The sequence below is a fragment of the Diaphorobacter caeni genome, from assembly GCF_015354245.1.
Classification (GTDB): domain Bacteria; phylum Pseudomonadota; class Gammaproteobacteria; order Burkholderiales; family Burkholderiaceae_C; genus Diaphorobacter_A; species Diaphorobacter_A caeni.
In genome coordinates this window covers 345,300-357,720 of sequence record NZ_JADKYZ010000004.1, presented here as the reverse complement: position 1 = coordinate 357,720, position 12,421 = coordinate 345,300, and the positions used below count along the sequence as shown (strand labels likewise).

Genomic DNA, 12,421 nt, shown 5'->3' with positions numbered 1-12,421 from the left:
TGGCGATTCAACTGCGGAAGATGCGCGAGTACTGGTGCTCGTGTCGCGCGGAAAGAATCGCCAGCATGGGGGAAAACGCGGTGCGCTCATTGTTCTCAAGCAATGAGGCGGCCTGCACGGCGGCAGGGATCTCGCTGGCCAGGCGCGCAAGAATGCGCTGGCCCGCGCTCTGGCCGAGCGGCACGGCCTTGATCGCGGCCTGCACCATGTTCTCGGCCCAGCCGAAGGCGTACGACAGCAGACAGTCCGCCAGAGGCGCCCCTGTGAGCGATGCGGCGAGCGCAAAAGCCACCGGGTAGCTTGGCGTGCGGCCCGAGAGCTGCGCGAGCGTGTCCACCGCCACGTTGCCCGGATGCTGGTTGCGCAGCCACGCGACCAGCGACTGGCCCATCTGCTCGCTCTGCAGGCGCAGCTCGCTGGTTTCGCGCGTGACCAGTACCCAGTCGTTGAGCGCCTGCACGCGCGCGTCATCGCCCGCGCGCCATGCGGGGATGGCCTGTGCGATCACCGCGATGTCGCTGCGCGTCTGCGTGAGATGCAACTGGTGCACGAGCCAGTCGGCGGCGCTTGCCTCGTCGTGCACGAGTCCCGCTTCAATCGCCGCCTCCAGCCCTTCGGAATACGAAAAGCCACCGATGGGCAGCGCGGGCGAGGCGAGCCACATGAGCTGCAGCAGGCTGTGTGCGGTGCGGGAGTTGGCAAGGTCGGGCATGGCGTGCGATGGCTCCATTCATCAGTGCCCGTGAGGATGATGGTGATGGTGATGGTGATCGTGATCTCCGTGATGGTGGCCATGGTGGCTGTGCCCGTCGTTCGTCACATGGCCGCCATACGCACCGCCCTCGGGCTCGAACGGCATTTCTGCCTCGGTGACGATCATGTGCATGATGCGCAGCATGTCGGCCAGCACATGATCGGGCTCGATCTTGAGGTGATCGGGCTGCAGCTCGATGGGCACGTGGCGGTTGCCGAGGTGGTACGCCGCGCGCATCAGATCGAAGGGCGTGCCGTGCGCCTTGCACCAGGTGATGTGCAGCACCTTCTGCGGTGCGGCGATCACGCGCACCAGCGAGCCGTCTTCGCCCACCAGCACGTCACCACCGCGCACGGCCTGGCCGCGCGGCAGAAAAATGGCGAGCGCGCGGCCCGTGCTGTCGATGGCGGCGAAGCGGCTCTTCTGGCGCACGTCCCAATCGAGCTCGACGGTGGCGGCGCGCTGGATGAGCACGTGGGAGAGGCCCGCGCCTTGCACGAGCAGCTTGTTCATTGGCAGCATGGTTGTGGCATCACTTCTCTATCAATCGGTCATCGCAGAACCCCAGCTGCACGTGGCACGCAACATGCATGCGGTGAGGTTTTTGTCCGGAAATTACATTAGCTCCATGGGTCAGATCGCATCCTCTTCTTCTTCCAACTCCGTTCCATGGCGGCGCTGCGGCGCCACGCATGTCGCTGTCTACGGCACATTGCGCGCGGGCGGCGTCAACGACATCGCGCGGCTGCACGCGGGAATCCGGCGCATCGGCGTGACCGCGCTCACTGGCACGCTGCACGATCTGGGCTGGTATCCCGGCCTCAGTCTGGCGGGGACGCAGAGCGTGCTGGCCGAGGTCTATCCGCTGGACGACGCGCTGGAGCAGGCGATGGATGGCGTCGAGGGCATCTGGCCGAAGGATGTGGGCGAGTACGCCAAGCGCATCGTGACGGCGCAGGTGCAATTGCCAGACGGCGGATCGCAGCGGCTCGAGGTGCTGGTCTACGAGGCCCAACCTTCGTTGGTGCGAGGCGCGCCCGTCATCGACGCCAGCGACTGGCTGGCGTGGTACGAGGCGCAGGGCAAGCCGCATTCGAATCAACCTTTCTCGCTCAGAACAGAAAGTAGCGCTGCGCCATCGGCAGACTGACGGCCGGCTCGCAGGTGAGCAACTGGCCATCGGCGCGCACGGCGTAGGTCTGCGCGTCCACTTCCATGCGCGGCGCGTAGTCGTTGAGAACCATGTGGCGCTTGCCCACGCCGCGAATGCCCTTCACCGCCGCCAATTGTTTGGCGAGGCCGAAGCGTTCGCCGATGCCCGCATTCAAACCGGCCTGCGAAACAAACGTGAGCGAGGTCTTCGCGATCGCGCCGCCGAAGCTGCCGAACATGGGGCGGTAGTGCACCGGCTGCGGCGTGGGGATGGAGGCGTTGGGGTCGCCCATCGCGGCCATGGCGATGAAGCCGCCCTTCATGATGACGGACGGTTTGACGCCGAAGAATGCGGGCTTCCAGATCACGATGTCGGCCCATTTGCCGGGCTCGATGCTGCCCACCTCATGACTCACGCCGTGCGCAATGGCGGGGTTGATGGTGTATTTGGCGATGTAGCGGCGTGCGCGGAAGTTGTCGTTGCGCGCGCCGTCGCCGGGCAGTGCGCCGCGCTGCTGCTTCATCTTGTGCGCGGTCTGCCAGGTGCGCAGGATGACTTCGCCCACGCGGCCCATGGCCTGGCTGTCGGAGCTGAACATGCTGATCGCGCCGAGGTCGTGCAGGATGTCTTCGGCCGCGATGGTCTCCTTGCGGATGCGGCTTTCGGCGAAGGCGAGGTCTTCGGCGATGGACGGATCGAGGTGATGGCAGACCATCAGCATGTCCACATGTTCGTCGAGCGTGTTGATGGTGTAGGGACGCGTGGGGTTGGTCGAGCTGGGCAGCACGTTGGCCTCGCCCACCACCTTGAGGATGTCGGGCGCATGGCCGCCGCCCGCGCCCTCGGTGTGGAAGGTGTGGATGGTGCGGCCCTTGAACGCGGCCACGGTGTCTTCGACAAAGCCGCTTTCGTTGAGCGTGTCGGTGTGGATCGCCACCTGCGTGTCGGTCAATTCAGCAACGTTCAAGCAGTTGTCGATGGCGGCGGGCGTGCTGCCCCAGTCCTCATGGAGTTTGAGGCCGATGGCGCCCGCGCTGATCTGCTCGTGCAGCGCGCCTGGCAGGCTGGCGTTGCCCTTGCCGAGAAAGCCGAGGTTCATCGGGAACGCATCGGCGGCCTGCAGCATGCGCTCCATGTTCCATGGGCCGGGCGTGCAGGTGGTGGCGAAGGTGCCGGTGGCGGGGCCGGTGCCGCCACCGATCATGGTGGTCACGCCGCTGGCGAGGGCTTCTTCGATCTGCTGGGGTGCGATGAAGTGGATGTGCGAGTCGATGCCGCCTGCGGTGACGATGCAGCCTTCGCAGCTGATGATTTCGGTGCCGGGGCCGATGATGATGTCGACGCCCGGCTGGGTGTCGGGGTTGCCTGCCTTGCCGATGGCGGCGATGCGGCCGCTCTTCAATCCGATGTCGGCTTTGACGATGCCCCAGTGGTCGAGGATCAGGGCGTTGGTCAGCACCGTGTCCATCGCGCCTTCTGATCTGGTTCTTTGGCTTTGGGCCATGCCGTCGCGGATGGTCTTGCCGCCGCCGAATTTGACTTCTTCACCGTAGGAGCCCGCTTTGAAGGTGTAGTCCTTTTCGACCTCGATGATGAGGTCGGTGTCGGCCAGTCTTACGCGGTCGCCTGTCGTCGGGCCGAAGGTTTCTGCGTAGGCTTGTTTATCTATCTTTGCCATATTTTTGGTGACGGGTTTAACGTCTGCTGTTCGGTTGACTGCGGAGGCCGGGACTGCCCCCGGCGGGGCAGTAACTTTTTGGTCTTGCCCAAAAAGTCACCAAAAATGCGCTTTGAAGTCGTCCGGCAGAACTCACTGCGCGACTGCGTCGCTCCGTTCGGACAACTGCCGGAAGCCAGATGGGGGGAGGTATTTGCGGCACGTCGCTGCGCTCGTGCCTGCATCAGATGCCTCCCATGATCAGGCCGCGGAAGCCGTAGATTTGGCGGTCGCCTGCGAAGGGGACCAGTTCCACGGTGCGTTGCTGGCCGGGCTCGAAGCGGACGGCCATGCCGCTGGCTATGTTCAGGCGCATGCCGTGGGCGGCGTCGCGGTCGAAGGAGAGGCCGGCGTTGGTTTCGGCGAAGTGGTAGTGCGATCCGACCTGGATGGGGCGGTCGCTGGCGTTTTTCACCACGAGCGTGATGACCTCGCGGCCCGTGTTGAGTTCGTGGTGGCCGGGGTCGATGAGCAGTTCGCCGGGGATCATGAATGGCCTCTCGGTGTGTTCTTTGTTTGAGGGTCAGGCGAGGCGGGTGAGCATGAACGCGCCAAGCGTTGCGGTCGCGATGCCGCCGGCGCGGGCGATCCAGGGGTGGCGTTGCAGCACGGCGTTGCCGAGGCCCATTCCCGTGAGGTGCAGGGTGGCGGAGCCGAGTGCCATGCCTGCGAGCGCGGCGGCTGCCATCAGGCCCGTGTCGGCGGAGAGTTCGGCGCCGTGGGCTGCGCCATGAAAGAACGCGAAGACGCCTGCGAGCAGCGCCGCCACGCCCCAGGGCATGCGTTTTTGCACGGCCACGAGCAGGCCGAGCACGAGCACCGAGGCGGCGATCATGGGCTCCACGCCGGGGACGACGAGGCCCGCGAAACCTGCCACGCAGCCTGCGACCAAAAGCGTGATGAAGGCGAGCGGTGCGCGCCACATGGGGCGCACGGCGAGGGCGCTCCACACGCCGACCGCGACCATCGCGGCGAGGTGGTCCGCGCCGGTGAAGGGGTGGGCGAAGGCCTGCAGGAAGCTGTCGATGGCGCCGTGGCCGTGTGCGTGAGCGTGTTCACCGACGTGGGCCATGGCGGTGAAGGGGGTGGCGGCGATTGTGGCAGCGATTGTGGCGGCGGTCAGCAGGTGGCGGGTGATGTTGCTTTTCATGGCGGTGTCCGTGGTATGTCGATGTGCTGAGTTTCAGACGATGGGCTGGTGCACGGTGACGAGCTTGGTGCCGTCGGGGAAGGTGGCTTCGACCTGGATGTCGGGGATCATCTCGGCGATGCCGTCCATCACGTCGTCCCGCGTGAGGTAGGTGCGGCCCTCGCTCATGAGCTGGGCAACGGTCTTGCCGTCGCGCGCGCCTTCCATCACGGCGGCGCTGATGAAGGCGACCGATTCCGGATAGTTGAGCTTGAGCCCGCGCGCCTTGCGGCGTTCGGCCAGCAGGGCGGCGGTGAAGATGAGCAGCTTGTCTTTTTCGCGAGGTGTGAGTTCCATCGGCGTGTTCCTGATATTGCCGGGAGATGTGCAAAAAGCGGGCCACATCTCATTGTGGTGAACGGGCAGGCACTGCAAGCGTGCATGGCGCACCGGAAGGGGTGGGGAGGGCCATGCGCCGTCTGCATGCTGGTGCAGCCATGCTGTGCGCGCCCCGGTGTGGTGCGTCGGCGATGGGCGGTGTTGGTGCGCTTTGCACGTTTTGTACGCGGCATGCACGCTGCGGTGTGAGCCCGCGCGAATGATTCTCCTGCATGCGCCTTCTTGATCGGGAAGGATTCAATCCGGTTGGCACAGCATTTGCACTGCACGCTGCACGGTCGCTTTGGACCGGTCGATTCTTCCTTCTTCTGGAGTGGTGCAATGATGAACCGTCGCGGAACACTTACTACGCTGGCTGCCTCGCTGGCCCTGGGTCTTGGTCTCGCTGCCAATGTGCATGCGCAGGACACCATCAAGGTGGGCGTGCTGCACAGCCTCTCGGGCACGATGGCGATCTCGGAAACTGTGCTCAAGGACACGGTGCTGATGGCCATCGACGACATCAATGCCAAGGGCGGCGTGCTCGGCAAGAAGCTCGAGCCGGTGGTCGTTGACCCGGCCTCCAACTGGCCGCTGTTCGCTGAGAAGGCCAAGCAGCTGATCACCCAGGACAAGGTGGCCGTGGTGTTTGGCTGCTGGACCAGCGTGTCGCGCAAGTCGGTGCTGCCGGTGTTCGAGCAGAACAACGGCCTGCTGTTCTACCCCGTGCAGTACGAGGGTGAAGAGCTTTCCAAGAACGTGTTCTACACCGGCGCGGCGCCCAATCAGCAGGCGATTCCTGCGGTCGAATATCTGATGAGCAAGGAGGGCGGCGGTGCCAAGCGCTTCGTGCTGCTGGGCACCGACTATGTGTACCCGCGCACCACCAACAAGATCCTGCGAGCGTTCCTCAAATCCAAGGGCGTGAAGGAATCCGACATCATGGAGACCTACACGCCGTTCGGTCACAGCGACTACCAGACCATCGTCTCGGACATCAAGAAGTTCTCGAGCGGCGGCAAGACGGCGGTCATCTCCACGATCAACGGCGACTCCAATGTGCCCTTCTACAAGGAACTCGGCAACGCGGGCCTCAAGGCCAAGGACGTGCCGGTCGTCGCCTTCAGCGTGGGTGAGGAAGAACTGCGCGGGGTGGACACCAAGCCGCTCGTGGGTCATCTGGCCGCATGGAATTACTTCCAGAGCGTGAAGAACTCCACCAATGCCGCCTTCATCAAGCAGTGGAGCGAATACGCCAAGGCCAAGGCCATCCCCGGCCACAAGGACAAGCCGCTCACCAACGACCCGATGGAAGCCACCTGGGTGGGCATCCACATGTGGAAGCAGGCGGTGGAAAAGGCCAAGTCCACCGACGTGGACAAGGTCATCGCCGCAATGGCCGGACAGACCTTCACCGCGCCCGATGGCTTCACCGTGAAGATGGACGAGAAGAACCACCACCTGCACAAGCCGGTGATGGTCGGCGAGATCAAGGCCGATGGCCAGTTCAACGTGGTGTGGAAGACCAAGGGCCCCGTGAAGGCCCAGCCATGGAGCCCGTTCATCGAAGGCAATGACAAGAAGAAGGACGAGCCGGACGGGAAGTCCGCATTGTGATTGGGTACACCCCCCTGAGTCGCTGCGCGCCTTCCCCTCGCTCTCGAAACGCGTAGCGTTTCGGGCAGGGGGACGCAGCCAGCGCGGCGGGGCGGCCCTTGCGCGGCTGCTCTCGCTTGGGCCGCGCCGGTTTCGTAGGCCGGGGCGGTACAGACGTCATCGACCAGCGAGGCCATTTCCATGGCAGTTGACGCCCTTCGCACACGCGAGAAAAAGACCATGAGATTCGTGATCCGTATTCCTTCCGTTGTTTCCATGCTGGCACTATCGCTGGGCCTGTGCGGCATGGCCCACGCGCTGACTGCCGAGCAGGCCTTCCGGATGGCCGCTGCCGACGATACGGAGCAGCGCGTGGCCGCCATCAACGAGGCCGTGCAGACGCCTGATGCGCGGCTCGCCGCGTTTCTGGCGGCGCTCTCCAATGACGAGGTGAAGACCGCCAACGGCAAGGCCTTCATCGTGCAGAACGACAAGGCCATCGACCCTGCCACCGGCGATGTGGCGACGCTGCCCGCCGATGCGGAGGATGTGGTCAACAACAACTACCTGCGCGGCGTGATCGACGTGGCGCAGGCGGCGCTGGCACTCGGCAGTGGTGAGGTCGCCGAGCGCCGCAGCGCAGCCGCCAAGCTCGCGGCGGAGCCCGATGCGTCGCGCGTCGAGCTGATCGACAGCGTGCTCGCCAAGGAGACGGATGCGCAGGTCAAGACCCTGCTCGAACGTGCCAAGGCCGCGAGCCAGCTGGCGAGCGATGATCCGCAGCAGCGCCTGCATGCCATCGGCGCGCTCGCCCATGAAAAAACGCCGGAGACGCAGTTGCTGCTCAACCAGCGCATGGCCGACGAGCAGGACCCGGCCGTCAGGAAGGCGCTGCAGCGCGCCGTGGCCGAGATCGCCGACAGCCTGACCTGGGGCGAGCGACTTGGTGAAATCTTCAGCGGCATCAGTCTCGGCTCGGTGCTGCTGCTGGCGGCGCTCGGCCTCGCCATCACCTACGGACTGATGGGCGTGATCAACATGGCGCACGGCGAGCTGATCATGATCGGCGCGTACGCGACCTACATGGTCCAGGTGCTGTTCCAACGCTATTTGCCCGAGTCGGCATTCGGTTGGTATCTGGTGCTCGCGATTCCGGTGTCCTTCCTCGTGTCGGCGCTGGTCGGCGCGATTCTCGAACGCGGCGTGATCCGCTTTCTCTACGGCCGTCCGCTCGAGACGCTGCTCGCCACCTTCGGCATCAGCCTCGTGCTGCAGCAGACCGTGCGCAGCCTGTTCGGCGCGCAGAACGTGGGCGTGGAAAATCCGTCGTGGATGAGCGGCGGTCTCGCGCTGCTGCCGAATCTCACGCTGCCCTGGAACCGCATCTGCATCGTGATTTTTGCGTTTCTCGTGCTTGGTGGCGTGGCCTTCATGATTGCGCGCACGCGGCTCGGCCTGTTCGTTCGCGGCGTCACGCAGAACCGCGCGATGGCGTCCTGCGTGGGTGTGAACACCGCGCGCACCGACACTTACGCCTTCGCACTCGGCTCGGGCATCGCGGGGCTTGCGGGATGCGCGCTCAGCCAGATCGGCAACGTTGGCCCGGACCTCGGGCAGAACTACATCGTCGATTCGTTCCTCGTGGTGGTGCTCGGCGGCGTCGGCCAGTTGGCGGGAACGGTGTATGCCGCGCTGGGCCTCGGCGTGTTGTCCAAGCTGCTCGAAGGCTGGACGGGCGCGGTGCTCGCCAAGATCGCCGTGCTGCTCTTCATCGTGATCTTCATTCAAAAGCGTCCCCAAGGCATCTTCGCCTTGAAGGGCCGCAGCGCGGAGGCCTGATCCCATGGCGACGACTACCCTCATCGAATTGCCCCGTCGCGCTCCGCTGCTCAGCGGGCGCGGCTGGAGCGTGTTTCTCATCGCCTTCATCATCGTCACGGCCGTCGCGCCCGCGCTCAATCTGATGGTGCCCGAGGGCCATGCGCTGCATCTCTCGGACTACATGATCGGCCTGCTTGGAAAGTTCATGTGCTATGCGATCTGCGCGCTCGCCATCGATCTGATCTGGGGCTACACCGGCATTCTGAGTCTGGGCCACGGGCTGTTCTTCGCGCTGGGCGGCTACGTGATGGGCATGTACCTGATGCGTGAGGCCTCGGGTCCCGACACGCTGCCGCCGTTCATGGTGTTCCTCGACTGGAAGGAGCTGCCGTGGGCCTGGTCGCTGTCGGGCAGCTTCATCGCGACCGTGCTGCTGGTGCTGCTGGTGCCGGGTCTGCTTGCGGGGCTGTTCGGCTACTTCGCGTTCCGCTCGCGGATCAAGGGCGTGTACTTTTCGATCATCACGCAGGCGCTCACCTATGCGGCCATGCTGCTGTTCTTTCGCAACGAGACGGGCTTCGGCGGCAACAACGGCTTCACCGGATTCAAGACGATTCTGGGCTTCTCGCTGAACACGCCGCAGATGCATGTGCTGCTGTTCTCGCTGTCGGGCATGGCGCTGCTGGGCTGCTATCTGCTGGCGCGCTGGCTGGTGCAGTCCAAGTTCGGCCGCGTGCTGCAGGCCGTGCGCGACGCGGAGACGCGCACCATGTTCTGCGGCTACAACCCCTTGCAGTACAAGCTCACGATCTGGGTGATCTCGGCCATGATGTGCGGCCTTGCCGGAGCGCTCTACGTGCCGCAGGTGGGCATCATCAACCCGAGCGAGATGAGCGTCGGCAACTCCATCGAAATGGCGGTGTGGACGGCCGTCGGCGGCCGCGCGACGCTCGTCGGCCCGATCATCGGCGCGTTCGCCGTCAACGGCGGCAAGAGCTGGCTGACCATGGCCGCGCCCGAGTACTGGCTCTACGTGCTGGGCCTGCTGTTCATCGCGGTCACTCTGTTCATGCCGGGCGGCATCGTGGGCCTGGCGCGCCAATGGCGCGAGCATCGCGCGGCGCGCTCGGCAACCCGCGCAGCGCCTTCAGCGAAGGCCCTTGCCACGGCATCCACGGCACCCACCGCACCCAAGACACCTGACATCACGAAGGGAGCACGCGCATGACACCCGACCTCATGGAAGCCGGCACGAAGCGCATGGTGCACCTGCACCATCTGCAGGCCACGATGGGCGCGACCGAATCCGGCGGGCGCACGGCCAGCCTCGCGCGGCCGGTGATCGCGGGCGAAGTCGATGTGACGCACGGGCGCATTCTCTATCTTGAGGACGTGCATGTGAGCTTTGACGGCTTCAAGGCCATCAACGGCTTGAACCTCGACATTGCGCCCGGCGAGCTGCGCTGCATCATCGGCCCCAACGGCGCGGGCAAGACCACGATGATGGACATCATCACCGGCAAGACCCGGACCGACAAAGGCTCGGTGTACTTCGGCTCCACCATCGATCTGCTGCGCTACAACGAACCGCAGATCGCGGCGCTCGGCATAGGCCGCAAATTCCAGAAGCCCACCGTGTTCGAGCAGCTTTCCGTTTTTGAAAATCTCGAACTCGCGCTCAAGACGCACAAGGGCGTCGCGCAGTCGATGCACTTTCGCCTCGCCGGCGCGCAGAAGGACCGCATCGCAGAGGTGCTGCACACCATCCATCTGGCGGGCAGCGTCACGCGCCAGGCGGGGCTGCTCAGTCATGGGCAGAAGCAGTGGCTCGAGATCGGCATGCTGCTGGTGCAGGAGCCCAAGCTGCTGCTGCTCGACGAGCCCGTGGCCGGCATGACCGACGAGGAAACCGTGCGCACCGCCGAGCTGTTTCTGAGCCTCAAGGGCAAGCACTCGCTGATGGTGGTGGAGCACGACATGTCGTTCATCGACACCATCTCCGAGAAGGTCACGGTGCTGTGCGATGGCGCGGTGCTGGCCGAGGGAACGCTCGCCGAAGTGCAGGCCGACGAGCGCGTGATTGAAGTCTATCTGGGACGCTGACACACCATGCTCCACATCGAAAACCTGCACCAGTACTACGGCGGCTCGCACATCCTGCGCGACGTGAACCTCAAGGCGGAAAAAGGCAAGGTCACCGTGCTGCTCGGCCGCAACGGCGTGGGCAAGACCACGCTGCTCAAGAGCCTCATGGGCCTGGTGCCCATCAAGAGCGGCAGGATTGAATGGCAGGGTGCGGACATCTCGCGCCGTGCGCCGTATGACCGCGCGCGCAGCGGCATGGGCTATGTGCCGCAGGGCCGAGAGATTTTTTCGCGCCTGTCGGTGGAGGACAACCTGCGCATGGGGCTCGCCTACAAGAGCGGCGGGGCGCAGGTTCCTGCCGAGCTGTTCGAGCTGTTCCCCGTGCTCAAGACCATGCTGCACCGGCGCGGCGGCGATCTCTCGGGCGGACAGCAGCAGCAGCTCGCCATCGCGCGCGCACTCGCGCCGGGGCCGCAGATATTGATCCTCGACGAGCCCACGGAAGGCATACAGCCGAGCATCATCAAGGACATCGGCCGCGTGATCCGCATGCTCGCCAATCGTGGCGACATGGCGATCCTGCTGTGCGAGCAGTATTACGACTTTGCGGAAGAGCTGGCCGATCATTACGTCGTCATGGAACGCGGTGAAGTCATTGCCAGTGGCCCCGGTCACGAGATGCAGTCCAAGGGCGTGCGTCAGCTTGTGGCGATATGAGGAACACTCCCCTGAGGCGCTTTGCGTCTTCCCCCGCTCTCGAAACGCGTTGCGTTTCGGGCAGGGGAGCGCAGCCAGCGCGGCGGGGCGGCCCTTGCGCGGCTGCCCTCGCCTGGAGCGCGCCAGTTTCATGGTTCATTTATCGTTGCGTAGTCCTCTGAGACGCCGCGCCGCTTTTCCGACATCTCCATTTCAATGTTTTAATCAGCGCCCATGGTCTGGCACGCCCGTCTCGATCTCGACTACTCGCAGCGCAACGACGCCACGCGGTTGCACTTCAGCCACGACGGCCCGCTGCGCGTGCTGCGCAGCCTGCATCCGGAAGGCCCGCGCATCTGCCACAACGTGCTCGTCCATCCACCGGGCGGCATCGTTGGCGGTGACCTGCTCGACGTGACGGTGCGTGTGCAGGAGGGCGCGCATGGCCTCATCACCACGCCCGGCGCCACGCGCTTTTATCGCAACAACGGACAGCAGGGCACGCAGCGCACCCGGATCACGCTTGCGCCCGGCGCGCGCCTTGAATGGCTTCCGCTCGAAGCCATCGCCTACAACGACTGCGACGCGGTGAACGAGCTGCACCTGGACCTCGCACCCGACTCGCAGCTCATCGCCTGGGACATCACCGCGTTTGGCCTGCCGCATGCCGACGCGCCGTATGAACGGGGCCGCTTCGTGCAGCACATCGACTGGCCGGGCCGGTTTCTTGAACGCGGCGTGATCGACGCGCAGGACGACCGCCTGATGAACGGCACCCTTGGTTTGGCCGGCGCACGCTGCATGGGCAGCCTCATCCTCGCCAGCGGCACAGCACTGCCGCGCACGCTGCGCGAGCAGCTGCTCGAAGCCACGCACGCGATGCTGCTCGACCTGCCGCAAGGCGTGATTGCCGGAGTGACGGCGCCCAATGCGCACATGATCGTGCTGCGCGGCCTCGCGCCGGTGGTGGAGCCGCTGATGCTGCTGTGGCAACGCGTGTGGGCCGAATGGCGCATGCGGTGCTGGCACCAGCCGGGCACCCGGCCGCGCATCTGGGCGACGTAAGGGAGCCTTTGGGGGAGGGCGACGTCG

At 65.0% G+C, this 12,421-nt stretch carries 12 protein-coding genes and 1 pseudogene; 7 read left to right on the top strand and 6 right to left on the bottom strand.

Translation table 11 applies throughout. The features are described 5' to 3' along the window. Nucleotides 1-7: 7 nt before the first annotated feature. Together ISG32_RS12445 and ureE are read right to left on the bottom strand one after the other, a co-directional pair. Entirely contained in the window at nt 8-712 is a 705-nt protein-coding gene (locus ISG32_RS12445; protein ID WP_194771322.1) for an urease accessory protein UreF, read from the bottom strand. Between the two features lie 24 nt (nt 713-736). Beyond that, nucleotides 737-1,276, bottom strand: a pseudogene (gene ureE, locus ISG32_RS12440) (urease accessory protein UreE); the annotation flags it as partial. 106 nt (nt 1,277-1,382) lie between these two features. Between ureE and ISG32_RS12435 the strand changes: the two are divergent. Further along, entirely contained in the window at nt 1,383-1,904 is a 522-nt protein-coding gene (locus tag ISG32_RS12435) for a gamma-glutamylcyclotransferase family protein (RefSeq protein WP_228529771.1), read from the top strand. Here the strand turns inward: ISG32_RS12435 and ureC are convergent. The 4 genes from ureC to ISG32_RS12415 form a co-directional block, all read right to left on the bottom strand. Then, a complete protein-coding gene (ureC, locus tag ISG32_RS12430; RefSeq protein ID WP_194771320.1) occupies nt 1,867-3,585 on the bottom strand; it encodes an urease subunit alpha in 1,719 nt (572 codons plus the stop codon). The genes ISG32_RS12435 and ureC overlap by 38 nt on opposite strands. A gap of 223 nt (nt 3,586-3,808) precedes the next feature. Beyond that, a complete protein-coding gene (locus tag ISG32_RS12425; RefSeq protein ID WP_194771319.1) occupies nt 3,809-4,114 on the bottom strand; it encodes an urease subunit beta in 306 nt (101 codons plus the stop codon). Between the two features lie 33 nt (nt 4,115-4,147). Continuing rightward, nucleotides 4,148-4,774 carry a HupE/UreJ family protein gene (locus ISG32_RS12420; protein WP_194771318.1) on the bottom strand — a complete coding sequence of 209 codons (627 nt, stop codon included), beginning with the start codon at nt 4,772-4,774 and terminating at the stop codon, nt 4,148-4,150. 33 nt (nt 4,775-4,807) lie between these two features. Then, nucleotides 4,808-5,110, bottom strand: a complete 303-nt coding sequence (locus ISG32_RS12415) for an urease subunit gamma (RefSeq protein WP_194771317.1) — start codon at nt 5,108-5,110, stop codon at nt 4,808-4,810. 366 nt (nt 5,111-5,476) lie between these two features. Between ISG32_RS12415 and urtA the strand changes: the two genes are divergently transcribed. The 6 genes from urtA to ISG32_RS12385 all read left to right on the top strand — a co-directional run bounded on the left by urtA (nt 5,477) and on the right by ISG32_RS12385 (nt 12,394). Continuing rightward, complete coding sequence (gene urtA, locus ISG32_RS12410) at nt 5,477-6,748, top strand: urea ABC transporter substrate-binding protein (RefSeq protein ID WP_194771508.1); 1,272 nt, start codon at nt 5,477-5,479, stop codon at nt 6,746-6,748. Nucleotides 6,749-7,003: 255 nt separating this feature from the next. Next, nucleotides 7,004-8,566: an urea ABC transporter permease subunit UrtB gene (gene urtB / locus ISG32_RS12405; protein WP_194771507.1), complete on the top strand. Its 1,563-nt coding sequence runs from the start codon at nt 7,004-7,006 to the stop codon at nt 8,564-8,566. A 4-nt stretch (nt 8,567-8,570) separates the two neighbouring features. Further along, complete coding sequence (gene urtC / locus ISG32_RS12400; RefSeq protein ID WP_194771316.1) at nt 8,571-9,776, top strand: urea ABC transporter permease subunit UrtC; 1,206 nt, start codon at nt 8,571-8,573, stop codon at nt 9,774-9,776. Then, nucleotides 9,773-10,651, top strand: a complete 879-nt coding sequence (gene urtD, locus ISG32_RS12395; RefSeq protein ID WP_194771315.1) for an urea ABC transporter ATP-binding protein UrtD — start codon at nt 9,773-9,775, stop codon at nt 10,649-10,651. Before urtC ends, urtD begins: the two co-directional genes overlap by 4 nt. 6 nt (nt 10,652-10,657) lie before the next feature. Next, nucleotides 10,658-11,350 carry an urea ABC transporter ATP-binding subunit UrtE gene (urtE, locus tag ISG32_RS12390; RefSeq protein ID WP_194771314.1) on the top strand — a complete coding sequence of 231 codons (693 nt, stop codon included), beginning with the start codon at nt 10,658-10,660 and terminating at the stop codon, nt 11,348-11,350. Nucleotides 11,351-11,563: 213 nt separating this feature from the next. Then, nucleotides 11,564-12,394, top strand: a complete 831-nt coding sequence (locus tag ISG32_RS12385; RefSeq protein WP_194771313.1) for an urease accessory protein UreD — start codon at nt 11,564-11,566, stop codon at nt 12,392-12,394. The last annotated feature ends 27 nt before the right edge of the window (nt 12,395-12,421 follow it).

Excerpts from the sequence above, each read along its gene's own strand:
- urtE (WP_194771314.1), top strand. The coding sequence starts at position 10,658 with ATGCTCCACATCGAAAACCTGCACCAGTACTACGGCGGCTCGCACATC.
- urtD (WP_194771315.1), top strand. The coding sequence starts at position 9,773 with ATGACACCCGACCTCATGGAAGCCGGCACGAAGCGCATGGTGCACCTG.
- urtA (WP_194771508.1), top strand. The coding sequence starts at position 5,477 with ATGAACCGTCGCGGAACACTTACTACGCTGGCTGCCTCGCTGGCCCTG.
- ISG32_RS12415 (WP_194771317.1), bottom strand. The coding sequence starts at position 5,110 with ATGGAACTCACACCTCGCGAAAAAGACAAGCTGCTCATCTTCACCGCC.
- ISG32_RS12435 (WP_228529771.1), top strand. The coding sequence starts at position 1,383 with ATGGGTCAGATCGCATCCTCTTCTTCTTCCAACTCCGTTCCATGGCGG.
- ISG32_RS12425 (WP_194771319.1), bottom strand. The coding sequence starts at position 4,114 with ATGATCCCCGGCGAACTGCTCATCGACCCCGGCCACCACGAACTCAAC.
- ISG32_RS12420 (WP_194771318.1), bottom strand. The coding sequence starts at position 4,774 with ATGAAAAGCAACATCACCCGCCACCTGCTGACCGCCGCCACAATCGCT.
- ISG32_RS12385 (WP_194771313.1), top strand. The coding sequence starts at position 11,564 with ATGGTCTGGCACGCCCGTCTCGATCTCGACTACTCGCAGCGCAACGAC.
- urtB (WP_194771507.1), top strand. The coding sequence starts at position 7,004 with ATGCTGGCACTATCGCTGGGCCTGTGCGGCATGGCCCACGCGCTGACT.
- ISG32_RS12445 (WP_194771322.1), bottom strand. The coding sequence starts at position 712 with ATGCCCGACCTTGCCAACTCCCGCACCGCACACAGCCTGCTGCAGCTC.
- ureC (WP_194771320.1), bottom strand. The coding sequence starts at position 3,585 with ATGGCAAAGATAGATAAACAAGCCTACGCAGAAACCTTCGGCCCGACG.
- urtC (WP_194771316.1), top strand. The coding sequence starts at position 8,571 with ATGGCGACGACTACCCTCATCGAATTGCCCCGTCGCGCTCCGCTGCTC.